Source organism: Streptomyces eurythermus, from assembly GCF_014649115.1.
GTDB lineage: Bacteria > Actinomycetota > Actinomycetes > Streptomycetales > Streptomycetaceae > Streptomyces > Streptomyces eurythermus.
Map to the genome: position 1 here is coordinate 499,573 of NZ_BMSK01000001.1, position 24,398 is coordinate 523,970.

Sequence of the window (24,398 nt, forward strand, 5' to 3'; positions counted from 1 at the left end):
CATGGGACGCCACGTCCTGCGCCGGCTGCTCCAGATGATCCCGGTCTTCGTCGGGGCCACGCTGCTGATCTTCCTGATGGTCAACGTGATGGGCGATCCCGTCGCCGGCCTGTGCGGGGAACGGGCCTGCGACCCGGCGACCGCCGCCCAGCTCAGACGGGAGTTCGGCCTCGACCAGCCGGTGTGGCGGCAGTACCTCACCTACATGGCGAAGGTCTTCACCGGCGACTTCGGCACGGCGTTCAACGGACAGCCGGTCACCGAGCTGATGGCGACGGCGTTCCCGGTCACCGTCCGGCTGACCGTCGTGGCCGTCCTCTTCGAGGTCGTCGTCGGCGTCACCCTGGGCGTGGTGACCGGGCTCAGGCGCGGCCGGCCCGTGGACACCGCGGTGCTGCTGGCCACCCTGGTGGTCATCTCCGTGCCGACCTTCGTCACCGGCCTGCTGCTGCAACTGCTGCTCGGCATCAAGTGGCAGTGGATCAGGCCCTCGGTGCGCGCCGGCGGCTTCGACGAGCTGATCGTGCCCGGGCTGGTCCTCGCCTCCGTCTCGCTCGCCTACGTCACCCGGCTGACCCGCACCTCCCTCGCGGAGAACCGGCGCTCCGACTACGTCCGCACCGCCGTCGCCAAGGGCCTGCCCCGCCGCCGGGTCGTCACCCGGCACCTGCTGCGCAACTCGCTCATCCCCGTGGTCACCTTCATCGGCACCGACATCGGCGCGCTGATGGGCGGCGCCATCGTCACCGAGCGGATCTTCAACATCCACGGCGTCGGCTACCAGCTCTACCAGGGCATCCTGCGCCAGAACAGCCAGACCGTCGTCGGCTTCGTGACCGTGCTGGTGCTCGTCTTCCTGGTGGCCAACCTGCTCGTCGACCTGCTGTACGCCGTACTCGATCCGAGGATCCGCCATGCCTGAACAGCCCTACGAGCCCGAAGGCGCGATCGCCGGCACCGGCATGGGCGGCGCGATGGACCTCGGCGCGAGCGAGGCCGTCACACTGGAGGGGACACCGGGCGGAGGACCGGGGCAGGGACCGGCCGGCCGGCCCCGGTCGCTGTGGTCCGACGCCTGGCGGGACCTGCGCCGCAACCCCGTCTTCCTGCTGTCGGCCCTGGTCATCTGCTTCCTGGTGCTGATCTCGCTGTGGCCCTCGCTGATCGCCCCCGGCTCCCCCCTCAGCTGCGACCTGGCCAGATCCCAGGACGGCCCGGCCCCGGGCGCCCCCTTCGGCTACGACGGCCAGGGCTGCAACGTCTACACCCGCACCGTCCACGGCGCCCGTACGTCCGTCACGGTCGGCCTGTGCGCCACGCTCGGGGTGGCGCTGCTGGGCTCGGTGCTCGGCGGACTCGCGGGCTACTTCGGCGGCGTCTGGGACGCGCTGCTGTCCCGGCTCACCGACATCTTCTTCGCCATCCCGGTCGTCCTCGGCGGCCTGGTCCTGCTCTCGATGGTCACCTCCACCACGGTCTGGCCGGTCGTCGGCTTCATGGTGCTGCTGGGGTGGCCGCAGATCTCCCGGATCGCGCGCGGCTCGGTCATCACCGTCAAGCAGAACGACTACGTCCAGGCCGCCCGCGCCCTCGGCGCCTCCGACACCCGCATCCTGCTCAGACACATCGCCCCCAACGCGGTGGCGCCCGTCATCGTCGTCGCCACCATCGCGCTCGGCACCTACATCGCCCTGGAGGCGACCCTGTCCTACCTCGGCGTCGGCCTGAGGCCGCCCAGCGTCTCCTGGGGCATCGACATCTCCGCCGCCTCCCCCTTCATCCGCAACGCCCCGCACGCCCTGCTGTGGCCCTCGGGCGCCCTGGCCGTGACGGTGCTGGCCTTCATCATGCTCGGCGACGCGGTCCGCGACGCCCTCGACCCGAAACTGAGGTGACGGCGCCGTGCTGCTCGAAGTGCGGGACCTGCGCGTGGAGTTCCGGACCCGGGACGGCATCGCCCGGGCCGTCGACGGGGTCGGCTACGCGGTGGACGCGGGGGAGACCCTGGCCGTGCTCGGCGAGTCCGGCTCCGGCAAGTCCGTCACCGCGCAGGCCGTGATGGGCATCCTGGACACCCCGCCCGGCCGGATCACCGGCGGGCGCGTCCTGTTCCAGGGCCGGGACCTGCTCACCCTCAAGGAGAGGGAGCGGCGCCGGATCCGGGGCGCGCAGATGGCGATGATCTTCCAGGACGCGCTGTCGGCGCTCAACCCGGTGCTCACCGTGGGGGACCAGCTCGGGGAGATGTTCGTCGTGCACCGGGGGATGTCCCGCAAGGACGCCCGGGCCCGGGCGGTGGAGCTGATGGAGCGGGTGCGCATCCCGGCGGCGGCCCAGCGGGTGCGGGACCATCCCCACCAGTTCTCCGGCGGCATGCGCCAGCGCATCATGATCGCGATGGCGCTGGCCCTGCGGCCGGCCCTCGTCATCGCCGACGAGCCCACCACCGCCCTGGACGTCACGGTCCAGGCCCAGGTCATGGACCTGCTGGCGGAGCTGCGGCGGGAGTACCGCATGGGGCTGATCCTGATCACCCACGACCTGGGCGTGGTCGCGGACGTCGCCGATCGGATCGCGGTGATGTACGCCGGGAGGATCGTCGAGTCCGCGCCCGTGCGCGACCTCTACCGGGCCCCGGCCCACCCCTACACCCGGGGGCTGCTGGACTCGGTGCCGCGGCTGGACCGCAAGGGCCGGGAGCTGTACGCGATCAAGGGCATGCCGCCGAACCTCATGCGCGTCCCGCCCGGCTGCTCCTTCCACCCGCGCTGCCCCATGGCCCAGGACGTGTGCCGCACCGACGAGCCCCCGCTGTACGAGGTGCCCGGCGGCCGGGCCAGCGCCTGCCACTTCTGGAGGGAGTGCCTGCGTGGCTGAGCCGATCCTGGAGGTGACCGGGCTGGTCAAGCACTACCCCCTCACCCGGGGCGTGCTGCTGCGCGGGCAGACCGGTGCGGTGAAGGCGGTCGACGGCGTCGACTTCACGCTCGGCCGGGGCGAGACCCTGGGCCTGGTCGGCGAGTCGGGCTGCGGCAAGTCGACGGTGGCCCGGCTGCTGTGCCATCTGGAGCGCCCGACGGCCGGCACCATCCGGTTCAAGGGCGAGGACATCACCGCCCTGTCCGGCCGGGCCCTGAAGGCCGTGCGCCGCGCCGTCCAGATGGTCTTCCAGGACCCCTACACCTCGCTCAACCCCCGGATGACGGTCGGGGACATCGTCGGGGAGCCGTACGAGATCCACCCCGAGGCGGCCCCCAAGGGTGACCGGCGCCGCAGGGTGCGGGAGCTGCTGGACGTGGTCGGCCTGGACCCGGAGTACGCGGGCCGCTATCCCCACCAGTTCTCCGGCGGCCAGCGCCAGCGCGTCGGCATCGCCCGGGCGCTGGCGCTGCGCCCCGAGATCGTGGTCGCCGACGAGCCGGTCTCCGCCCTGGACGTCTCGGTGCAGGCCCAGGTGGTCAACCTGCTGGCCCGGCTCCAGGCGGAGTTCGGCCTGTCGTACGTCTTCATCGCGCACGACCTGTCGGTGGTGCGGCACATCTCGGACCGGGTCGGGGTGATGTACCTGGGCCGGATCGTGGAGAGCGGCCCGGCCGACGCGATCTACGACCATCCGACGCACCCCTATACCCAGGCGCTGCTCTCCGCGGTGCCCGTGCCCGACCCCGGGGCCCGCGACCGGCGCGAGCGGATCATCCTCAGCGGGGACGTGCCCTCGCCGGCGGCCGTCCCGTCCGGGTGCCGCTTCCGCACCCGCTGCTGGAAGGCGCGCGAGCGGTGCGCGCGGGAGGTCCCGGAGCTGGCGGTGCCGGCCGTCTTCCGGGACGCCGGCGGCCCCGCGGCCCACCCGTCGGCCTGTCACTTCGCCGAGGAGAGGCCGGCCCTCCCCTCCGGGGAGCCCGGGAACGGCAACGGGCCGGGGTGACATGGCGCACCCCGGCCCGTTTACGGCACCCGCACGGCCGTACGCAGTTCAGGCTGCCTTGTCCGTATATCGGTACCGCTTCCGTGAAGTTGCCTGTGTGTTAACGGAGTTCACGGGCGTTTCACCGGGGGCAGGGAGCGCCGCAGGAAGTCCAGCTGGAGGCGGAGGAGATTCTCCGCGACCGTCTCCTGCGGGGTCATGTGGGTGACCCCGGACAGCGGCAGCACCTCGTGCGGCCGGCCGTCGGCCAGCAGGGCGGAGGACAGCCGCAGCGAGTGGGCGACCACCACGTTGTCGTCCGCGAGCCCGTGGATCACCATCATCGGGCGGTGCGGTTCGGCCGCGTCGACCAGGCCCGCGTCGTCGATCACCGAGTTGCGGCGGTAGACCTCCGGCTGTTCGCCCGGGTCGCCGAGGTAGCGCTCCTGATAGTGGGTGTCGTAGAGCCTGAGGTCGGTGACGGGCGCGCCGACCACCGCCGCGTGGAAGACGTCCGGGCGGCGCAGCACCGCCAGCGCCGCCAGATAGCCGCCGAAGGACCAGCCCCGGATCGCCACCCGGTCCAGGTCCAGCGGGTACCGCTCGGCGAGCGCGTGCAGCGCGTCGACCTGGTCCTGGAGCACCACGGCCGCCACGTCGTCCCGGATCGCCTTCTCCCACGCGGGGGAGCGGCCCGGGGTGCCCCGGCCGTCGGCGACGAGCACCGCGAAACCCTGGTCGGCGAACCACTGGGAGGTGAGGTGGGCGTTGTGCGCGGCCACCACCCGCTGCCCGTGCGGGCCGCCGTAGGGATCCAGCAGGACCGGCAGGGGAGTGTCACCGGGGTAGTCCCGTGGCATAAGCACGGCGCATGGAATTCGGCGTGCGCCCCCCTCGGTGAGCGTGACCCGCGGACGCAGCCCCGGATCCTCGGCGTACGACCGGATCGTGGCCGCCGGCTTCCCGTCGCACAGCACCCGGGCCCGGGTGCCCGGCCGGTCCAGGGCCGCGGACACCAGGACGGTCACACCCCCGGCGCGCACCGCGGAGTGCACACCGGGCTCCTCCGACACGCGCTCCACGCCCAACTCGTTCACCCTGTACACATGAACTTCGCCAATTTCCGGCGCCGCGGCCTCCGGACCGGAAGAGGCGGAAACCAGTACGTCCCGGGAACCCACGTCCAGAACCGCACGAATGTGCAACTGTGCGCTGGTCAACGGCCGTTCTCCGACCGTCAGCACCCGGGCGCCGCCCTCGTCCGCGATACGGACAAGCCGCCCCGAGGGGCTCCAGCAGGGCACACCAGCGAAAAGTTCCAGCCAATCTGAGTCCTCGTCGGCGTGCACCATCCGGGTGGCCCCGGAATCGGGGTCCACGGCCAGGAACAGCTGGCTGCGCTGGTCCCGCGCCTGCACCAGCAGCAGCGGCGCACCCGCCTCTGACCAGTGCACACGTGCCAGATAGGGATAGCGGGCCCGGTCCCAGACCACCTCCGTGCGACTGCCGTCCAGCCCGAGAACGAACAGGTGTACGTCCGCGTTGGGGGTGCCCGCCGCCGGGTACCGGATGTTGAGTGGCTCACGTTCCGGACGGGCCGGGTCCGCGATCCACCACCGCCGCACCGGCGTGTCGTCCACGCGCGCCACCAGCAGCCGGTCCGAGGACGGAGCCCACCAGAAGCCCCGCGAACGCCCCATCTCCTCGGCCGCGACGAACTCCGCGAGCCCGTAGGAGACCTCCGCCGACTCCGGCTCGGCCAGCGCCCGGTCGCCGTCCCCCTCGGCGCCCACCACCCGCAGCGCGCCCCGCGCGACGTAGGCGATGTGCCGCCCGTCGGGGGCCGGACGGGGGTCGACCACCGGTCCCGGAACGGGGAGTTCACGTGCCGTCCCGGCCCGCAGCTCCGCCGTGAAAAGCCGCCCTGACAAGGCGAAGGACGCCAGCTCCACGGAATTGTCGGTGGCATAACCGACGATGCCCGCACCCCCCTCCCGGCTCCGCTCGCGGCGGGCCCGCTCCTCGGGCGGCAGCTCTTCCGGGGAGCCCTGGAGCAGCACCCCGGGATCGGCCGCCAGGCGCTCGGTGCCGTCCGGAAGATCCAGTACCCACAGGGAGTTGGCCCGGTCGGTGCCCGAGCCGGAACGCAGGAACGCGACGCGCGCGCCGTCGGGTGCCACGGTGAAGGAACGCGGCGCGCCGAGCGTGAACCGCTGCGTCCGGGCGTGCCGGCGGGGGAAGGAGTCAGCCTCGGTCGTCATACCCCGACCATATTGGCCATGCGCCCCCTTGTGCGGCTGTGCGCCGAGCGATGCGCGCACACGGATAGTTATGATCACTACCGCTGTGTGGGTATGAACCTGCTGGCGTCTGCATGGATTTGCTCAACTGATCTAGAACCCGCGTCCCTGGGATCTTTGGAGGTGAGCCGCCGTGGCACTCTCGATTTCGGCGGTGGTGCTGCTGGCGATCATCGTCTTCCTGTTGATCAAGAAGTCAGGACTGAAGGGCGGTCACGCGGTCGTCTGCATTCTGCTCGGCTTCTATCTCGCCTCCTCGACCATCGCGCCCACGATCAGGGAGCTGACGACCAACGTCGCCGGCATGATCGGCAGCATCAAGTTCTAGGGCCGGTGTCGCCGGGGGCGGTGCGCGGGACCTCGTAGGGTGGTGCCATGACGGAACTGCCCGCGCGACGTCTGCTGCTGGTGCACGCGCACCCGGACGACGAGTCGATCAACAACGGCGCGACCATGGCCAGGTACGCGGCCGAGGGTGCCCATGTGACCCTGGTCACCTGCACCCTGGGCGAGCGCGGCGAGGTCATCCCGCCGGAGCTGCGGCATCTGGCGGGCCCCGCGCTGGGCACACACCGGCGCGGTGAGCTGGGCGCGGCCCTCGCCGCGCTCGGCGTCACCGACGGCCGGCTGCTCGGCGGCGCCGGGCGCTACGGCGACTCCGGGATGACCGGCACCGCCGACAACGACGACCCCGGCTGCTTCTGGCAGGCCGACGTGGACGAGGCCGCCGGCCACCTCGCCGAGGTGATCCTCGAGGTCCGCCCGCAGGTCCTCGTCACCTACGACGACAACGGCGGCTACGGCCACCCCGACCACGTCCAGGCCCACCGCGTCGCCATGCGCGCCGTCGACCTCGCGGCCGAACGCGGCCACCGGATCGCCAAGGTGTACTGGAACCGCGTCCCGCGCTCCGTCGCCGAGGCCGCCTTCGCCCGCCTCCAGGACGAGCTGGACACCCTGCCCTTCGACAAGAGCGCGGCCGTGGACGACGTACCGGGCGTGGTCGACGACGAGCGGATCACCACCGCCGTCGACGGCAGCGCGCACGCCGCCGCCAAGGCCGCCGCGATGCGCGCCCACGCCACCCAGATCGAGGTGGCCGGGCCGTACTTCGCGCTCTCCAACGCCCTCGCCCAGCCGCTGTTCACCACCGAGTACTACGAGCTGGTGCGCGGCACGGCCGAGCCCGGGGAGACCGACCTCTTCGCGGGTGTCGAGGAGGCGTCATGAGCGACGGCCGACCGGGCCCGCTGCTCGCCCAGCCGCTGCGCCCGCCCTCTCCCGGCCGGGCCGCCGCCCTCGCCGGCCTGTTCGTGCTCGGCGCGCTCGTGGGCGCGGCCGGTGCCCTGGTGCAGGCCGCCTGGTTCCCCGGCGGGCTGCTGCTCGCCCTCGCCGGCGCCGCCGGGGCCTTCCTCGGCGGCTCCTACGCCACCGGCGGCCGGGCCGGGGCGGTCGCGCCGGCCGCGGGCTGGCTCGTCGCCGTGGTCCTGCTCACCACCACCCGCCCGGAAGGCGACTTCCTGTTCGGCGCGGGCGGCGGCTCCTATCTCTTCCTGCTCGGCGGCATGGTGCTGGCTGTGATCTGTGCCACCGTTGGCGCCGTACGGCAACCCGGCGGCGGCTCCGCCCGACTTGGCAAGTGACGTACCACTTCGCCGTGCGGCGCACGTGCGAGTCCCGTGTGGGTTTCCTCAGCGGTCGTGGGATGCGCGCCAGAAGTGGCCAGTATGGTGGTGCGCGCCGCCGAGCCGCCCGAGCAGTCAGGTCGTAAGGGCGGCGGAGCCAACCGGGAGAACCTGCCTTGAGTCGTGAAACTGACACTCCGTCCTCCGGGCCCAACGGGCGCGGCGGAGCCGCATACCCCTCCGGCACACCGCCGTACGGGACCCCCCTGGCTTCCGACGACGGTACGGGCGCGGGCCGTTCGGGCACGCGGCCGGACGAGAAGAAGACCGAGACCACGCTGACGACCCGGATCCGGATCAACATCCCCGGATCCCGGCCCATCCCGCCGGTCGTCGTGCGCAAGCCCGTCGCGGACGGAGAGGGCGGCGGGGACGACACGCCCGCCGCCGAGGAGCGGCCCGCGGTGGACCGCGCGCCCGCCGGCGACGGCACCGCCGAGGTCCCGGCCGAGCCCGCCGGCCAGGCGGAGGAGAAGACCAGCGACTGGTTCGCGCCCCGCAAGTCCGGCGCCCCGAAGGGCGGTCCGGGCGGCGGCGGCACCAACGGCGCCGGGATCCAGGGCGGTTCGGCCGCCCCGGCCCCCGCCTCCGGCGCCGCGCGCCCCCGTAAGGGTGGTCCGGGTGCGTCCGGCGCGTCCGGTGCCACCGGCGCGCGCTCCGGCGGGCGTCCCGGCGGTGTGGTCGGCGCCATGAGCGCGCCGGGCGGCTCCCGCTCCGGCGGCCGCAAGGGCGGCGGCAAGGGCCTGCCCGGTGCCACCGGCGGCCCGGTCGCCCCGGGCCACGGCGGCGGCACCGGCTCCTTCGACGTGACCGAGGCGCTGACCGCGGGCCCGCTGGGCGGCGGCTCCCGCCCCGGCACCCCCGGTCCCGGTGCGCCCGGTGCCGACGAGTCCCGCCGCGACGACCTGCCGTACTTCTCGGCGGACCGCCCGGCCCACGGCGGCCAGGACGGCTACGGCGGCGGTGCGAGCGGACCCGACGGTTACGGTGGCGGTGCGGCCGGTGCCCCCCGGCAGGGCGGCGCCGGCGACTTCACCGGCCCCGGCGGCCTGAACGGCCACGGCGGCCCCGGCGGCCCGAACGGCCACGGCGGCGCCAGCGGCTTCAACGGGCCCGGCGGATCCGGCGGCCCCGGCGGACCGCAGGGCCCCGCCGGCCCCACCAGCGGCCCGGTCACCGGCGACGGCACCCTCGTGCCGCCGCCCGGCCCCGGCGCGGGCGGCCCCTTCGACGGCCCCTCGGGCGCCGACGCCGGCTACCCCGGCCAGGGCACCCCGCGCAGCGCCCTGACCGACCTCGCGGACTTCGACGGCCCCGGCGCCGGTCCCACCGGTGCGGGCACCCGCCCGGCCGGCCGCGGTCCCGGCGGCGGGCTCAGCGACGACACCGCGATCCTCACCCCGCAGAAGCCGGCCCCCGAACCGGGCACGCCCGGCTACCGCTCGCCGGCCGCCGGCAACGTCTCCGGGCAGACCGTCACCAGCGGCGTCCCGGTCGTCCCCGGCGCGGGCGGCGGCACCCCGTTCGCCGCCCCCGGCGGCGGCCCGGCGGCACCCGCGGCGTCCGCGCCCAAGCCGGAACCGGCCCCCGCCGCCAAGGCGGCCAAGCCGAAGAAGAAGGGCCGCAGCAAGCTGATGCTGCTCGTCGCCGCCGTGGTCGTCGTCGCGGGCGGTGCCTACGGCGCCGGGCTGCTGATGAACCACACCGACGTGCCCAAGGGCACCACCGTGCTCGGTGTCGACATCGGCGGCGGCACCCGCGACGACGCGGTCAAGAAGCTGGACGACGCCTTCGGCAAGCGGGTCGACAAGCCGCTGAAGCTCGCTGTCGGCGGCAAGACCGTCACCCTCACGCCGGAGAACGCGGGCCTCCAGTTCGACTACCAGGCCACCGTCAGCGAGGCCGCGCACAGCGACTACAACCCGGTCCACGTCGTCGGCTCCCTGTTCGGGCAGAAGCGCGTGGTCGCCCCGGTGATGCCGGTGGACGAGGAGAAGCTGCACGCCGCGCTCCAGCAGGCCGGGGGCGGCTCTCAGGCGGGCGCGGGCGTGGCCACCGACGGCACCATCGAGTTCAAGTCCGGCAAGGCCGTGCCCGTCTACGGCAAGGCGGGCAAGGCCGTCGACGCCGAACACTCCGCCCAAGCGGTCGAACAGGCATTCCGGGCACTGGTGGAGACGGGCGACGCCACCCCGGTCGCCGTGCCGACCACCACCCGGCAGCCGACGGTCTCCGACGCCGAGGTCGACCGGATGATGAAGGAGTTCGCCGAGCCCGCGATGTCGGGCCGGGTGACGGTCCAGGTGGACGCGGCCCACTCGGTGCCGTTCAGCCCGCAGAACTCGCTGTGGAAGTTCCTCCGGGTCACGGCCGTGAACGGCAAGCTGGTCGACAAGCCCGACCTGGCCGCCCTCAAGGAGCTGTACGGCCAGGCCTTCGACGGGGTGCTCATCACCCGGGGCAACGGCAAGAAGACGGCCGTCACCCCCGAGGACGTCTACGCGGCGCTGCGTCCCGCGCTGATGAGCAGGACCAACCGGGTCGGGATCATCGAGACGGACCCGAGCTAGCCGGTCACCGCACGGGAAGCGGGGCGTCTCCACGGCGGGGGCGCCCCTCGCCGTACCGTCACCCGCCGCGCATGACATCTGTCACCCGGCGGTCAGGACCCACGGCACTGCCGGTCCGCCACCCCCTGCCGCCAGCATGGACGCCATGACGACGACAGCGGTACCGGCCACCACCACCCCGGTGGTCGGGTTCGACCAGGTGACCAAGACGTACGGGAGCGTGCGGGCCGTGGACGGCCTCTCGCTGCGGCTGTACCCGGGCGAGACCGTCGCCCTCCTCGGCCCGAACGGGGCCGGCAAGTCCACCACCCTCGACCTGCTCCTCGGGCTGAAGCAGCCCGACAGCGGCTCGGTCGCCCTGTTCGGCACCAGCCCGCGCGAAGCCATCGTGGCCGGCCGGGTCGGCGCCATGCTGCAGAGCGGCGGGCTGACGGACGGGGTCACCGTCGCCGAACTGGTGAAGCTGGCCTGCGCGCTGCACCCGCGGCCGTACCCGGTCGCCGACGTGCTGGCGCGCGCGGGCCTGACCCCGATCGCCGACCGCAAGGCCGACAAGCTGTCCGGCGGGCAGGCCCAGCGGGTCCGGTTCGCCCTCGCCACCGCCGGCGACAGCGACCTGATCATCCTGGACGAGCCGACCACCGGCATGGACGTCTCCGCCCGCCAGGCCTTCTGGGCCACCATGCGGGAGCAGGCCGACCAGGGCCGTACGGTGCTGTTCGCCACCCACTACCTCGAAGAGGCCGACGCCATCGCCGACCGGGTCCTGGTGCTGCACCGGGGCCGCCTCCTCGCCGACGGCACCGCCGCCGAGATCAAGGCCAGGGCGGGCGCCCGCCGTATCTCCTTCGACCTGGCCGGCGGCATCGACGAAAGCGCGCTCGGCGCCCTGCCGTCCGTCACCCGGATCGACGTCTCGGGCCAGACCGTCCGCATCCAGTCCGCCGACGCCGACGCCACCGTCCACGCCCTGTACGGCCTCGGCCTCTACCCCCGCAACCTCGAAGTCGCCGGCCTCGGCCTGGAGCAGGCCTTCGTCGCCATCACCGCCGCCGAGGAGGCCAAGCAGCAGTGAACAGCCTGATCAAACTGGAACTCGTCCGGGCCCTGCGCAACCGCAAGTTCCTGTTCTTCACCGTGATCTACCCCTCGGCCCTGTTCCTGCTGATCGCGGGCAACGCCGACAGCCACACCGAGGTCGACGGCACGGGGCTGACCCTGCCGACGTACATGATGGTCTCCATGGCGTCCTTCGGCGCCCTGACCGCCACGCTCATGGGCAACAGCGAGCGCATCGCCAAGGAGCGCGAGAGCGGCTGGGTACGGCAGCTGCGGCTGACCCCGCTGCCCGGGCGCGGCTACGTCCTCGCCAAGACCGCCGGCGCGGCCGTGGTCAGCCTGCCGTCCATCGTCATCGTGTTCGCGGTCGCCGCCGTGGTGAAGGACGTACGCCTCGACGCCTGGCAGTGGCTCGCGCTGAGCGGCGCCGTCTGGGCCGGCAGCCTGGTCTTCGCCGCGCTCGGCGTCGCCCTCGGCTACCTGGCCACCGGTGACGCGGTCCGCCCCATCACCATGATCATCTACTTCGCGCTGTCCATGCTGGGCGGCCTGTGGATGCCCACCACCACCTTCCCGCAGTGGCTCCAGGACATCGCCCGGTGGCTGCCCACCCACGCGTACGCTGCCCTGGGACGGGCCATCGAACAGAGCCAGGCCCCGCACGCCCAGGACATCGCCGTGCTCGTCGTCTCCTTCGTCCTGTTCGCGGGCGGCGCGGCCTGGCTGTACCGGAAGGACACGCTGAAGGCGTGAGCGGCACGACGACGGAAGACCGGCACACCGCGATGCCGCGGCACACCCCCGTGGGCCGGCCGCCCACCAGCCGGCGCGACCTGATGGTCAAATCACTGTGGATCGGGGTCTGGCTGGTCTTCCTCAGCTCCCCCGTCGAGGACCTGGCCGGCGGCCACCACTCCACCGCCGCCACCGTGGCGGGCTCCTGCGGCCTCGCCGTCTTCGTCGGGGTCTACCTGACGATGGTCTTCCGCAACATCGGCCGCCCGTTCGCCCGGGGTGTCGTGCTCGCCCTCGGCGGGATCCTCGGCATCCTCGCCCCCGTCCTGGCCTACACCCTCGGCAGCGCCTGGCTGGGCCTGTTCGTCTACCTGGCGGTCGCCTACGGCGCCACCCTGCCGCTGCGCGCCGCCTACTGGGCCATCCCGGCCACCGCCCTGGTGATGTACCTGATCGGCCTGCGCTCCGACGAGCGGGAGGCGCGCGGCCTGGTCATCCTCGTCGTGCTCATCGGGTTCGCGATGACCGGCGTCGGCCAGCTCGTGCGCACCACCATCGAGCTGCGCAAGGCCCGGGCCACCGTCGCCCAGCTCGCCGCGAACGAGGAGCGCCTGCGCCTCGCCCGCGACCTGCACGACCTGCTCGGTCACTCGCTCTCCCTGATCACGCTGAAGAGCGAGCTGGCCGGCCGGATGCTGCCGGGCCACCCGGAGCAGGCGGCCCGGCAGGTCGCCGACATCGAGCAGGTCAGCCGGCAGGCCCTGGTCGACGTCCGGGAGGCCGTCACCGGCTACCGGCGGCCCCGGCTGGCCGCCGAACTCGCCGGCGCCCAGGTCGCCCTGGCCGCCGCCGGGGTCGTCGCCGAGGTGCCCCACGACCCCGCTCTCACCGGCGTCCCCGAAGAGGCCGAGTCCGCCCTCGCCTGGGCGCTGCGCGAGGCGGTCACCAACGTGGTCCGGCACAGCGGCGCCGACCGCTGCGCCGTACGCCTGTCGCGCCACGAGACCCTGGACGGCCCGGTGCTCGAACTCACCGTCGAGGACAACGGCTCCGGCGGCTCCGGCAAGGGACCCGGCAACGGTCTGACCGGCCTGACCGAGCGGCTCCACAAGGCCGGCGGCACCCTGCGGGCAGGCCGGGTCAGGCAGGGATTCCGGCTGGTCGCCCGCGTGCCGGCGGCCCCCCTGACCGACGTAGGATCCGGGGCATGACGAGCACGATCAAGGTCCTGCTGGCCGAGGACCAGTCGATGGTCCGCGAGGCGCTGGCCGCGCTGCTCGGCCTGGAGGACGACATCGAGGTCGTCGCCCAGGTCGCGCGCGGCGACGAGGTGGTCGCCGCCGTCGGCGCGCACGGCGTGGACGTGGCGCTGCTCGACATCGAGATGCCCGGCTGCACCGGCATCGAGGCCGCGGCCCGGGTGCGCCGCGCCCACCCGGACGTCAAGCTGGTCGTGCTCACCACCTTCGGGCGGCCCGGCTACCTGCGCAGCGCCATGGAGGCCGGCGCCGACGCCTTCCTCGTCAAGGACGCCCCCGCCGCGCAGCTCGCCGAGGCGATCCGCAAGGTGCTGGCCGGCGAGCGGGTCATCGACCCCACGCTGGCCGCCGCCGCGCTCGCCGAGGGCGCCAATCCGCTCACCGAGCGCGAACGCGAGGTGCTCCGCGCGGCGGCCGACGGCTCCACCAACGCCGAACTGGCCCAGGCCCTGCACCTGTCCCCGGGCACGGTCCGCAACTACCTGTCGACGGCCATCCAGAAACTGGCGGCCCGCAACCGGGCGGAGGCGGTGCTGATCGCCCGCGAGAAGGGGTGGCTGTAAGGGGGTGTCCGGTCAGTTGAGCTGGGCGCGTGCGGTGCCCGCCTCCTGCCGGATCCTGCGCGCCGCCGCCTCGTCCACCACCTCGATCAGGTCGGCGTAATGCTCCAGTTCCTCGGCGCCCGCCGTGAACTGCCCGCTCCGCACCAGCAGTTGCCCGCGCTCGTAGCGCAGGCGCGCCGGATGGGAGGGGATGAGCAGCGCCAGCTCCACGGCCCGCAGTCCCACGTCCGACCGCTCCGGCCGGGCCGCCGCCCACGCCCGGATGTTGTTCAGCACCCGCTGCACGACCTCCAGCGGCGGCGCCGGCTCCAGCATCGAGGGGTCCGGCGGCGCGCCCGTGGCGCCCACCACCAGCAGCTCGGCGTCCGTCCCGGTGAGCACCCGCCCGCCCTCGAACGGATCGGCCAGCACCCGGTCCGCCGCCGGTCCGAACCCGACCACGAAGTGCCCCGGCAGCGCGACCCCGTACACCGGCGCCCCGGCCCGGCGCGCGACCTCCAGCCACACCACCGACAGCAGGATGGGCAGCCCGCGCCGCCGCCGGAGCACCTCGTGCAGCAGGGAGGACTCCAGGTGCTGGTAGTCGCCGGGCGTGCCGTGGAAACCGTGGCGGTCGCCGAGCAGCCGGCGCGCCGCCTCCGCCCACGCGCGCGGCCCGCCCGGCCGGTACGGCAGCTCGCCCGCCAGCCGGTCCAGCTCCGCCTGCGAGGCGTCGATACCGGCGTCGTCCAGCGAGCCGTCCAGCTCGGCGCCGATCAGCAGGCACAGCGCCGGCAGATCCGGCCGCTCGGCCCGCGCCTCCTCGGCGAACCGCCGCCGCAACTCGGCGGAGCGTTCCGGCGGGGGCGGATACGGCGGCGGCAGATACGGCTGACGCATGACAGGCTCAGGCCCTTCCGAGGCGGTTGGGGGGCGCGGCCGGTGTTCCCGGTCCGGCGTCGGGCGTGGCCGGTGCGTCCGGTGCGTCCGGTGCGTCCGGTGCGTCCGGTGCGGCGTCGGGCGTGGCCGGTGTCTGCGGCGGGTGGTGGGGCGTGGTGGGTGCGGGCGGTTGGTCCGGCGTGCGGGGGGCTGCGGCCGGCGCGGCGGGTCCTCCCGGCGTGCGGTCCGGGACGGCTGAGGCGTCCGGTGCGGCGTCGGGCGCGGCCGGTTGGTCCGGCGTGCGGGCGGTTGCGGCGGACGCGGTCGATTCTTCCGGCGGGCGGCCGGGGCCGGCGGGCCCGGGTGGCTCCTGTGGCGTGTGGTCGGGGCCGGCGGGCCCGGGCGGTCCTGCCGGTACGTGGCCGGGCGCGGCCGGTCGGTCCGGCGTGCGGGCGGTTGCGGCGGACGCGGCCGGTCCTCCCGGCGTGCGGTCCGGGACGGCAGATGCGGCCGGTGAGCCCGGTCCGGCGTCGGGTGCGGCCGGTGCCTGCGGCGGGTGGTGGGGCGTGGTGGACGCGGCCGGTGCGGCCGGTGCGGCGTCGGGCGTGGCCGGTGCATCCGGGGCGCGGTAGTGGTGGTAGGCGTGGTGCGGCAGGAAGCCGAGGGCGCGGTACAGCGCCCTGCCGCCCTCGTTGTCCGTCTCCACCTGGAGCCACGCCGCCGAGGCGCCCTCGTCCAGGGCGCGCCGGGCCAGCGCGGCCATCACCTCGGTGGCCAGCCCCTCCCGGCGCCGGGCGGGGTCCACCTCGACGGCGGCGAACCCGGCCCAGCGGCCGTCCACGACACACCGTCCGATCGCCGCCGGCGGCTCGCCGGCCCCGGCACCGGGCACGGCCGCGAACCACACCGACGGTCCGCCGCGCAGCACCCGCAGGGCCACCTCGCTCACTCCCTTGCGCCGGTACCGGGCGAGCCACGCCTCGTCCGCCGTCCGGGACAGCACCACGCCCTCGCCGCCGGCCCGGTCCGCGACCGGCGCCAGCGCTCCGGTCCACACCTCGGCGGTCACCTCCCGCACCCAGCCGCGCCGCTCCAGCTCCGCGCACAGCAGCTCCTGCGTGCCCTCGGCGCCGGTCGCCGTCTGCACCCGCGCCGGCAGGCCACGCTCGCCGTACCAGCGCCGTGCGGCGTCCAGGGCCGCGTCGAGCCCGAGCCCGGGGTCGCCCAGCGGCAGCACGCTGTTGGCGCGCCGGGTGAACCCGGCGGCGGCCCGCAGCTCCCAGTCGCCCAGCGGCTCGCTCTCCACCGGCGGCCAGGCACGCGCGGCGACGCGCGCCAGTTCCGGGTACGAGGCGGCGGGACCCCGGCGGCGCGCCGGTGCGGCGGGAATCACTTTGCCCGCGACCAGCGCGGCTTCCGGAATTCCGACACTTTCCCCGTCCCGGCGTGTGATCATGAGCACGCCACCGTCCCAGGATGTGAGAACACCCACCGTGTCAGTGAACTTCTCCGGTCCGGCACCGGGTTCGCCCAACCGCCGTACAGAGACCCGTTTCCCCACGTCAGCAGGGGTGATTCGGACCTCCAGGCGTCCTGTCGCCGAGATTTCCACTGGTCAGTTCACCCCTCCTGTTCGGATCATGCTCCGGAACGGAGATACTAGGGGCGGGCATCGACGACGCCGCGCTCCCGCGCGCCAGGCGGCGGGCCTGAGGAGGCCCGCCAGCGCCCTATCGAGGAGGAACGACAGCGTGACCTACGTCATCGCGCAGCCTTGTGTCGACGTCAAGGACAAGGCGTGCATCGAGGAGTGCCCGGTCGACTGCATCTACGAGGGCCAGCGGTCCTTGTACATCCACCCGGACGAATGCGTCGACTGTGGTGCCTGTGAGCCGGTCTGCCCGGTCGAGGCGATCTTCTACGAGGACGACGTCCCGGAGGAGTGGAAGGACTACTACAAGGCGAACGTCGAGTTCTTCGACGAGCTGGGCTCGCCCGGCGGCGCCAGCAAGCTGGGGCTGATCGAGCGCGACCACCCCTTCGTCGCCGAGCTGCCGAAGCAGGGCTGAGCGCCCGCCTGAGCGTCAAGCGGCCGCAACCGCGCCGCCTCGGTCCCGTACGGCCCGATCACCCTGATCAGCGCCGCACGGGACCGAGGCGTTTGCCGCACCGTACGAAAGTGAGCCACTGATCGTGTCCGCAGTCTCCGACCGGCTTCCCGTCTTCCCGTGGGACAAGCTGGAGCCGTACAAGCAGACGGCCGCCGCCCACCCGGACGGCATCGTCGACCTCTCGGTGGGCACCCCGGTCGACCCGGTGCCCGAGCTGATCCGGAAGGCCCTGGTCGACGCGGCCGACTCGCCGGGGTACCCGACCGTCTGGGGCACCCCCGCTCTGCGCGACGCGATCACGGGCTGGCTGGAGCGCCGGCTGGGCGCCCGCGGGATCACCCACCGGCACGTCCTGCCGGTCGTCGGCTCCAAGGAACTGGTGGCCTGGCTGCCCACCCAGCTCGGTCTCGGCCCCGGCGACAAGGTCGCCTACCCGCGCCTGGCCTACCCCACCTACGAGGTCGGCGCCCGCCTCGCCCGCGCCGAGTACGAGGTCTACGACGACCCGCGCGAGCTGGACCCGGCGAACCTGCGGCTGCTCTGGCTGAACTCCCCGTCCAACCCGACGGGCCGGGTCCTGACCAAGCGGGAGCTGACGGACATCGTCGCCTGGGCCCGCGCCCACGACGTCCTGCTCTTCTCCGACGAGTGCTACCTGGAGCTGGGCTGGGAGGCCGACCCGGTCTCGGTCCTGCACCCGGACGTCAACGGCGGCTCCTACGACGGCATCGTCGCCGTGCACTCCCTGTCCAAGCGGTCCAACCTGGCGGGCTACCGCGCGGCCTTCGTCGCCGGCGACCCGGAGGTCCTCGGCCCGCTGCTGCAGATCCGCAAGCACGGCGGCATGATGACCTCCGCGCCGACGCAGGCCGCGGTCGTGGCCGCGCTCGGCGACGACGACCACGTGCGGGAACAACGCGCGCGCTACGCGGCCCGCCGCGAGGCGCTGCGCTCGGCCCTCCTCGCCCACGGCTTCCGCATCGAACACAGCGAGGCGAGCCTCTACCTGTGGGCCACCCGGGACGAGTCCTGCTGGACCACGGTCGCCCACCTGGCCGACCAGGGCATCCTGGTGGCCCCGGGCGACTTCTACGGCGAGGCGGGCGCACGCCACGTACGGGTGGCCTTCACGGCGACGGACGAACGCGTCCAGGCGGCCGTCTCCCGCCTGACCCGCTGACCCGCTGACCGGCGCCGCGGGCGCGGGCACAACGGCGAACGGGGCCCAGGCAGCTCCCTGGACCCCGTTCACCGGCACCGGCGGCCTCAGCCGAGCGGCAGGCCCTGCGTGGGCAGACCCTGCGTCGGCAGACCCTTGGTCGGCAGGGAGTCCGTCGGCAGCCCGCCCTTGGTGAGCGAGTCCGTCGGCAGGCCGCCGCCCTTCGTCGCGCCGACCGCGGCGTCCCCGAGGACACCCCCCGCGGCCCCGGCCGCGTCGCCCGCGGCCTTCTGCGCCACCGGAGTCGTCCGCTTCACGGCGCTGCCGCCGGTCTTGCCCGCGGCCGGCACCGCCTGCTCGACCGCCTTGCCGCCCGTGTGGCCCGCGACCGAGGTCACCTGCCGTGCGGCACTGTCGACGGCGTCACCGGCGTGCGCCCCGTCCAGCGCGGTCAGCCCGCTCAGGTTGGGGCCGACGTCGGGCAGGTTCGTGGCCGCACCGGCGGAGCCGGCCGCACCGACCCCGGCGGCCGCTCCCGCTGCGACGAGCAGCGCGGCACGGGCGATCCGGCGGGTCAGAGGGAGGGACATGATGCTCCATTCGACGGGAGAGAACGGTGTCTGCGCCCGAGCCCGTCTCCGGCTCGGACGCCGTGACTACCGCTCGAAGCCCGCGAAGGTTGCGGACGCCCCGGGTAAAGAATGGATAACGCATCGCATTATCGGGTGTGGATAAAAACGGGCAAAGAAGGTTCGCGTCTTCGCCGCGCAGAAACCTTCCGGTCCCTGATCTCCCAAGGATTTCCGCCCCCGGAGGAGCATCCGCGCCGACCGTCCCGTCACTCCGGCGGAGCACAACCCGCGGGAGTGACCGGCCGCACTGCTGTGCGGCCCGCTGCCAACGGCCTACTGCGCGGCCACGATCCGGACGGCCCCGGCGGACCGCTCCGCCCCGGCGGCCCCCTCGGAGGCGACGGGGCGCCACTCGTCGGAGTCGCTCCCCACGGTCCACTCCCGCCCGGCGTACGTCACCCGCTCGATGCGCAGCGCCGAGGAGTTGGCGACCGCCCAGTGCGCCAGCTGCCAGCCCCGCTCGAGCTCGTCGCGCCCGGCGGCGTCCGTCCTCGCGCCCTCCGGCACCGGAACCGTCACCGTCCGCCCGCGCGCGGTCGCGGTCACGCTCGGCGACGGGGACGGCGACGGCACGGGCGCCCCGCCCACCACCGCGCCGGTCTCCTGGAGCGCGTCGCGCCCGAAGTCCCGTACCAGCGCGGCCCGTACCGCGTCCGGGCCGGTCTCGGGCGCCGTGTGCTGCGGGCGCCCGTCACAGGTCAGCGTGGCCGCCGCGCGCCCGGTCAGGGCCGCCGCCAGCAGCGTGGCGTCCGACTCGTGCTTGGCGTACGCCTCCGGGTAGCCGCTGCGCTGCACCCGCTGCGCGGCCACCGTCAGCGGCAGGTCCGTGTAGTGCGGCACCTCGGCCAGGTGCGCGTAGAAGATGCCCGCCGCGTACGACGGGTCCATGATCTGCCGCTCGCTGCCCCAGCCCTGCGAGGGGCGCTGCTGGAACAGGCCCAGCGAATCCCGGTCGCCGTGCCGGATGTTGCGCAGCCCCGACTCCTGGATGGCGGTGGCCAGCGCGATCGTCACGGCCCGCTGGGGCATCCCGCGCCCGGTCCCCACGGCCGCGATCGTGGCCGCGTTCTCCGCCTGCTCGGGCGTGAACTCGTAGGCGGCCCCGTCACCGGAGGCCGAGACCACTTTGCAGCCGCGTTCTCCGCCGCCTCCGGTGACGTACTGCACCACGAGGTACGCGGCGACACCGCACAGGACCAACAGGGCCGCCGTGAAACGGAAACGGCGGCCACGGCGCTCGGGAGAGGTGGGGGACGGCTCTGGCACGCGTACAAGGTACTGGAGCCCGGCCGGTGCCCCGCGTGGGGTCCGCGCCGTCGGCCCGGCGGTGTTCCGGCAGGTGGCGCGCTAGGGTCGAGGCCATGCCCGACACCTCCCTTGACCTCACGCTGGACGCCGCCACGCTCACCGCGCGGCTCGTGGACTTCCCGTCGGTCAGCGGCACCGAGAAGCCGCTCGCGGACGCGATCGAGACCGCCCTGCGCGCCCTGCCGCACCTGACCGTGGACCGGTACGGCAACAACGTGATCGCCCGGACGGACCTGGGCCGCGCCGAGCGCGTCATCCTGGCCGGCCACATCGACACCGTCCCGATCGCGGACAACCTGCCCTCGCGGCTCGACGACGACGGCGTGCTGTGGGGCTGCGGCACCTGCGACATGAAGTCGGGCGTGGCGGTGCAGTTGCGCATCGCGGCCACGGTCCCCGCCCCCAACCGCGACCTGACCTTCGTGTTCTACGACAACGAGGAGGTCGAGGCCGAGCGCAACGGCCTCAGGCATGTCGCCGAGGCCCGTCCGGAGTGGCTCCAGGGCGACTTCGCGGTCCTGCTGGAGCCCTCCGACGGCGAGGTGGAGGGCGGCTGCCAGGGCACGCTGCGGATGCTGCTGAAGACCACGGGCGAGCGGGCGCACTCGGCGCGCGGCTGGATGGGCTCCAACGCCATCCACGCGGCGGCCCCCATCCTGGCCCGCCTCGCGTCCTACGAGCCGCGCCGGCCGGTCATCGACGGGCTGGAGTACCGCGAGGGCCTGAACGCGGTGCGCATCGGCGGGGGAGTGGCGGGCAACGTCATCCCCGACGAGTGCGTGGTGACGGTCAACTTCCGCTACGCCCCCGACCGCACCGAGGAGGAGGCGATCGCGCACGTCCACGAGGTGTTCGCGGACTGCGGCGTGACGGAGTTCGTCGTCGACGACCACAGCGGGGGCGCGCTGCCGGGCCTGTCCCACCCGGCCGCCGCGGCCTTCATCGAGGCGGTGGGCGGCACCCCGCGGCCCAAGTACGGCTGGACGGACGTGTCCCGGTTCTCCGCGCTCGGCATCCCGGCGGTCAACTACGGCCCCGGCAACCCGCACTTGGCGCACAAGCGGGACGAGCGGGTGGAGACCGCGAAGATCCTCGCGGGCGAGGAGCGGCTGCGGAACTGGCTCACCGCGTAAGGGCCGCACGGGTGCCGGTGCCTGCCGGACACGCCGGGGTCCCCCGTCCGTAACCCGTATGGATCTAGGCTGAGAAGGAACTGCCGGCAAGCGGAGGGAGCGCACATGGCTACCGGAAACCCCGAGGGGAAGAAGCAGCCGCCGGACGAGCAGCGGCTCGGTCCGGTCCTCCGGCGGCGGGGCCAGGTCACCGCCAGCACGACCGACCAGCGGCTGCTGGACGAGCGCGCTCCCACCGACTGGGTCCACACCGACCCCTGGCGGGTGCTGCGCATCCAGTCGGAGTTCATCGAGGGCTTCGGCACGCTGGCCGAACTCCCGCCCGCCATCAGTGTCTTCGGCTCGGCGCGGACACCGGTGGACTCGCCCGAGTACGACGCGGGGGTGCGGCTCGGCCGGGGGCTGGTGGAGGCTGGCTTCGCGGTCATCACCGGCGGCGGCCCGGGCGCGATGGAGGCGGCCAACAAGGGGGCGTGCGAGGCGGGCGGCATCTCGGTGGGCCTCGGCATCGAGCTGCCCTTCGAGCAGGGCCTCAACCCCTACGTCGACATCGGCCTGAACTTCCGCTACTTCTTCGTCCGCAAGATGATGTTCGTGAAGTACGCGCAGGGGTTCGTGGTCCTCCCCGGCGGCCTCGGCACCCTGGACGAACTCTTCGAGGCCCTCACCCTCGTCCAGACCCAGAAGGTCACCCGCTTCCCGATCGTCCTCTTCGGCAGCGAGTACTGGGGCGGCCTGGTGTCCTGGCTGAGAAACACCCTGGTCGCCCAGGGCAAGGCCGCGGAGAAGGACCTCCTCCTGTTCCACGTCACGGACGAGGTGGAGGAGGCGGTGTCCCTGGTGTCGAAGGAGGCGGGGCGGTAGGGAGAAGTGCGCAGCCACTGAACGGAAGTGTCATCTGGCCGCACACTGGGTTCATGTCCGCTGCCCACCCCATCGCCGAGGCGCGGCGGACACTCCTCGAAGCCGCGGGGAGGAGCACGGAGTGACGTGGGAAGTCCAGGAGGAGCCGGCGGCGCTCGATGAGGCCACGGGCTTCCTCGAGGACGATCCCGAGGGCGTGGACACCCTGCTCCAGGCCACCGGCCGGCTCACCGAGGACCCGCGACCCGAGGGTTCACGGGCGTGGGGTGTTCACCACCGCCGCCTTCACCGCGGTCAGGCCAGGCCCCGCCGGGCCACCGCGGGGGTCCGGTGGCCGGCGATGGCGGTGACCATGTCCAGCACCTGCCGGGTCTCCGCCACCTCGTGCACCCGGTACACCTGGGCGCCGAGCCACGCGGACACGGCCGTCGTGGCCAGCGTGCCGATCAACCGCTCCTTCACCGGCCGGTCCAGGCTCTCGCCCACGAAGTCCTTGTTGGACAGCGACACCAGCACCGGCCAGCCCGTGGCCACCATCTCGTCCAGCCGCCGCGTCGCCTCCAGGCTGTGCCGGGTGTTCTTCCCGAAGTCGTGCCCGGGGTCGATCAGCACCGACTCCCGCGGCACCCCCAGCGAGACCGCCCGCTCGGCCAGCCCGAGGGTCACGTTCAGGATGTCGGCCATGACGTCGTCGTACGTCACCCGGTGCGGCCGGGTCCGCGGCTGCGCCCCGCCCGCGTGCGTGCACACCAGCCCCACGCCGTACCGCGCCGCGACCTCGGCGAGCCCGGGGTCGACGCCGCCCCACGCGTCGTTCAGCAGATCCGCGCCCGCCTCGCACACGGCCTCGCCGACCTCCGCCCGCCAGGTGTCCACGCTGATGATCACATCGGGGAACCGGCGCCGTACCTCCGCGACGAAGCCGACCGTGCGGCGCGCCTCCTCCTCGGCGGAGACCTCCTCGCCGGGCCCGGCCTTGACCCCGCCGATGTCCACGATCGCGGCGCCCTCGGCCACCGCCCGCTCCACCCGCGCGAGGGCCGGCTCGTCGCGGAACGTGGCCCCTTGGTCGTAGAAGGAATCCGGCGTCCGGTTCACGATCGCCATGATCACCGGCTCGTGCGGCCCGAATTCCCGCTTGCCCAGCCTGAGCATCCGCCCTGCCCTCTCCTAGTACGTCCCGCTGTACGGCCGCCTGTGACCCTAACTGTCAGACTCGCATGGCACGATCGGAGCCTGACAGATACCGCTGCCGGCAGCGTCCGGTACGAGCGTGGGGACCCTGAGGCGATGGTGATGTTCTTGTTCCTGGTCGTCGCGCTGGCCGTCGTGGTCGCCGCGGTGACCCTGGCCGTGGTCGGCGGCGGGGAGAGCGCCCCGCTGCCGGAGGCGGCGCCGGAGCGGCTCCAGGACCCGCTGCCACCGGACCGGCCGGTGGACCGCGCGGACGTGGAGAGCCTGCGCTTCCCGGTCGCGCCGCGCGGCTACCGCATGGCCGACGTGGACGACGCGCTCGGCCGGCTCGCCGCCGAACTGGCCGAACGCGACGCCCGCATCGCCGGCCTGGAGTCCGCGCTGGCCGGCGCCCGGGCCGCCGCGCACGAACAGCGGGCCGAGCACCCGCGGACGGAGCCCGACGAGGGCCGGGAGGAGCAGCGATGACCGGCCGAGCCGCCGTCGCCGGGCCGGACGGCGCCCCGCGCTGCCCCTGGGCCCTGTCCACCGACGACTATGTGGCGTACCACGACGAGGAGTGGGGCCGCCCGGTCCACGGCGACGACGCCCTCTTCGAACGGCTCAGCCTGGAGGCCTTCCAGTCGGGCCTGTCGTGGATCACGATCCTGCGCCGCCGCCCCGGCTTCCGTGCCGCCTTCGCCGGCTTCCGCATCGAGAAGGTCGCCGCGTTCACCGACGCCGACCGCGAGCGCCTGCTGGCCGACCCGGGCATCATCCGCAACCGCGCCAAGATCGACGCCACGCTCGCCAACGCACGCCTGCTCGCCGACTGGGCCGAGGGCGAGCTGGACGAGCTGATCTGGTCCCACGCCCCGGACCCGACGGCCCGCCCGGTCCCCAGGACCCTGGACGACGTCCCGGCGGTGACCCCGGAGTCCACGGCCCTGTCCAAGGCCCTGAAGAAGCGGGGCCTGCGCTTCGTCGGCCCGACGACGGCGTACGCCCTGATGCAGGCGTGCGGCCTGGTCGACGACCACCTGGAGGCCTGCGTGGCCCGCGGCACGCCGTAGCGGACGAGGCCG

The 24,398-nt window shown here is 73.9% G+C and carries 23 protein-coding genes and 1 pseudogene; 18 read left to right on the forward strand and 6 right to left on the reverse strand.

What is annotated here, in order from left to right; translation table 11 throughout:
* Position 1: 1 nt before the first annotated feature.
* Genes IE251_RS02265 through IE251_RS02280 form a run of 4 tightly spaced genes read left to right on the forward strand, consistent with a single transcriptional unit; the run spans position 2 to position 3,925 of the window.
* Positions 2–922, forward strand: coding sequence for an ABC transporter permease (locus IE251_RS02265; RefSeq protein WP_030778920.1), 921 nt, complete (start codon positions 2–4; stop codon positions 920–922).
* Positions 915–1,895, forward strand: a complete 981-nt coding sequence (locus IE251_RS02270) for an ABC transporter permease (RefSeq protein WP_189751189.1) — start codon at positions 915–917, stop codon at positions 1,893–1,895. The genes IE251_RS02265 and IE251_RS02270 overlap by 8 nt, the downstream gene beginning before the upstream one ends.
* Positions 1,896–1,902: 7 nt before the next feature.
* Complete coding sequence (locus tag IE251_RS02275) at positions 1,903–2,877, forward strand: ABC transporter ATP-binding protein (RefSeq protein ID WP_189751190.1); 975 nt, start codon at positions 1,903–1,905, stop codon at positions 2,875–2,877.
* Positions 2,870–3,925, forward strand: a complete 1,056-nt coding sequence (locus IE251_RS02280; protein ID WP_189751191.1) for an ABC transporter ATP-binding protein — start codon at positions 2,870–2,872, stop codon at positions 3,923–3,925. The genes IE251_RS02275 and IE251_RS02280 overlap by 8 nt, the downstream gene beginning before the upstream one ends.
* Before the next feature lie 110 nt (positions 3,926–4,035).
* On the opposite strand, the gene IE251_RS02285 is transcribed toward IE251_RS02280, so the two are convergent.
* Positions 4,036–6,165, reverse strand: a complete 2,130-nt coding sequence (locus IE251_RS02285) for a S9 family peptidase (RefSeq protein ID WP_189751192.1) — start codon at positions 6,163–6,165, stop codon at positions 4,036–4,038.
* A 172-nt stretch (positions 6,166–6,337) separates the two neighbouring features.
* On the opposite strand from IE251_RS02285, the gene IE251_RS02290 reads away from it, so the two are divergent.
* The 8 genes from IE251_RS02290 (at position 6,338) to IE251_RS02325 (ending at position 14,075) form a co-directional block, all read left to right on the forward strand.
* Entirely contained in the window at positions 6,338–6,532 is a 195-nt protein-coding gene (locus IE251_RS02290; RefSeq protein WP_030614868.1) for a hypothetical protein, read from the forward strand.
* A gap of 47 nt (positions 6,533–6,579) precedes the next feature.
* Positions 6,580–7,434: an N-acetyl-1-D-myo-inositol-2-amino-2-deoxy-alpha-D-glucopyranoside deacetylase gene (mshB, locus tag IE251_RS02295; protein WP_189751193.1), complete on the forward strand. Its 855-nt coding sequence runs from the start codon at positions 6,580–6,582 to the stop codon at positions 7,432–7,434.
* Positions 7,431–7,847, forward strand: a complete 417-nt coding sequence (locus tag IE251_RS02300; RefSeq protein WP_189751194.1) for a DUF6113 family protein — start codon at positions 7,431–7,433, stop codon at positions 7,845–7,847. The genes mshB and IE251_RS02300 overlap by 4 nt, the downstream gene beginning before the upstream one ends.
* 158 nt (positions 7,848–8,005) lie before the next feature.
* Positions 8,006–10,459: a hypothetical protein gene (locus IE251_RS02305; RefSeq protein ID WP_189751195.1), complete on the forward strand. Its 2,454-nt coding sequence runs from the start codon at positions 8,006–8,008 to the stop codon at positions 10,457–10,459.
* A 145-nt stretch (positions 10,460–10,604) separates the two neighbouring features.
* Positions 10,605–11,534: an ABC transporter ATP-binding protein gene (locus IE251_RS02310; RefSeq protein WP_229896541.1), complete on the forward strand. Its 930-nt coding sequence runs from the start codon at positions 10,605–10,607 to the stop codon at positions 11,532–11,534.
* Positions 11,531–12,271 (forward strand): ABC transporter permease, encoded by a 741-nt coding sequence (locus IE251_RS02315; RefSeq protein WP_189751197.1) that lies wholly within the window; start codon positions 11,531–11,533, stop codon positions 12,269–12,271. The genes IE251_RS02310 and IE251_RS02315 overlap by 4 nt, the downstream gene beginning before the upstream one ends.
* A gap of 32 nt (positions 12,272–12,303) precedes the next feature.
* Entirely contained in the window at positions 12,304–13,464 is a 1,161-nt protein-coding gene (locus IE251_RS02320; RefSeq protein ID WP_189751309.1) for a sensor histidine kinase, read from the forward strand.
* Positions 13,461–14,075, forward strand: coding sequence for a response regulator transcription factor (locus IE251_RS02325; RefSeq protein ID WP_189751198.1), 615 nt, complete (start codon positions 13,461–13,463; stop codon positions 14,073–14,075). Before IE251_RS02320 ends, IE251_RS02325 begins: the two co-directional genes overlap by 4 nt.
* Positions 14,076–14,087: 12 nt before the next feature.
* Here IE251_RS02325 and IE251_RS02330 read toward each other — a convergent pair whose 3' ends face one another.
* Together IE251_RS02330 and IE251_RS02335 are read right to left on the reverse strand one after the other, a co-directional pair.
* A complete protein-coding gene (locus IE251_RS02330) occupies positions 14,088–14,954 on the reverse strand; it encodes a transglutaminase family protein (protein ID WP_189751199.1) in 867 nt (288 codons plus the stop codon).
* 583 nt (positions 14,955–15,537) lie between these two features.
* A pseudogene (locus IE251_RS02335) lies at positions 15,538–16,545 on the reverse strand (GNAT family N-acetyltransferase); the annotation flags it as partial.
* A 139-nt stretch (positions 16,546–16,684) separates the two neighbouring features.
* Here IE251_RS02335 and fdxA point away from each other — a divergent pair.
* Both fdxA and IE251_RS02345 read left to right on the forward strand, forming a co-directional pair.
* A complete protein-coding gene (gene fdxA / locus IE251_RS02340; protein WP_030614838.1) occupies positions 16,685–17,002 on the forward strand; it encodes a ferredoxin in 318 nt (105 codons plus the stop codon).
* Between the two features lie 124 nt (positions 17,003–17,126).
* Complete coding sequence (locus IE251_RS02345) at positions 17,127–18,224, forward strand: bifunctional succinyldiaminopimelate transaminase/glutamate-prephenate aminotransferase (RefSeq protein ID WP_189751200.1); 1,098 nt, start codon at positions 17,127–17,129, stop codon at positions 18,222–18,224.
* 86 nt (positions 18,225–18,310) lie between these two features.
* Here the strand turns inward: IE251_RS02345 and IE251_RS02350 are convergent, their stop codons facing one another.
* Both IE251_RS02350 and IE251_RS02355 read right to left on the reverse strand, forming a co-directional pair.
* Positions 18,311–18,793, reverse strand: a complete 483-nt coding sequence (locus tag IE251_RS02350) for an ATP-binding protein (protein ID WP_030778950.1) — start codon at positions 18,791–18,793, stop codon at positions 18,311–18,313.
* Positions 18,794–19,108: 315 nt separating this feature from the next.
* A complete protein-coding gene (locus tag IE251_RS02355; RefSeq protein WP_189751201.1) occupies positions 19,109–20,101 on the reverse strand; it encodes a VldE C-terminal domain-containing protein in 993 nt (330 codons plus the stop codon).
* Positions 20,102–20,196: 95 nt separating this feature from the next.
* Here IE251_RS02355 and dapE point away from each other — a divergent pair, with 95 nt between their 5' ends.
* Positions 20,197–21,276 (forward strand): succinyl-diaminopimelate desuccinylase, encoded by a 1,080-nt coding sequence (gene dapE / locus IE251_RS02360; RefSeq protein ID WP_189751202.1) that lies wholly within the window; start codon positions 20,197–20,199, stop codon positions 21,274–21,276.
* A 105-nt stretch (positions 21,277–21,381) separates the two neighbouring features.
* A complete protein-coding gene (locus IE251_RS02365) occupies positions 21,382–22,140 on the forward strand; it encodes an LOG family protein (RefSeq protein ID WP_189751203.1) in 759 nt (252 codons plus the stop codon).
* 294 nt (positions 22,141–22,434) lie between these two features.
* On the opposite strand, the gene folP is transcribed toward IE251_RS02365, so the two are convergent.
* Positions 22,435–23,295: a dihydropteroate synthase gene (gene folP / locus IE251_RS02370; protein ID WP_189751204.1), complete on the reverse strand. Its 861-nt coding sequence runs from the start codon at positions 23,293–23,295 to the stop codon at positions 22,435–22,437.
* Positions 23,296–23,430: 135 nt separating this feature from the next.
* Here folP and IE251_RS02375 point away from each other — a divergent pair, with 135 nt between their 5' ends.
* On the forward strand, positions 23,431–23,802 hold the full coding sequence (locus IE251_RS02375; RefSeq protein WP_189751205.1) for a DivIVA domain-containing protein: 372 nt from the start codon (positions 23,431–23,433) through the stop codon (positions 23,800–23,802).
* Positions 23,799–24,386 (forward strand): DNA-3-methyladenine glycosylase I, encoded by a 588-nt coding sequence (locus IE251_RS02380; protein ID WP_189751206.1) that lies wholly within the window; start codon positions 23,799–23,801, stop codon positions 24,384–24,386. The genes IE251_RS02375 and IE251_RS02380 overlap by 4 nt, the downstream gene beginning before the upstream one ends.
* The last annotated feature ends 12 nt before the right edge of the window (positions 24,387–24,398 follow it).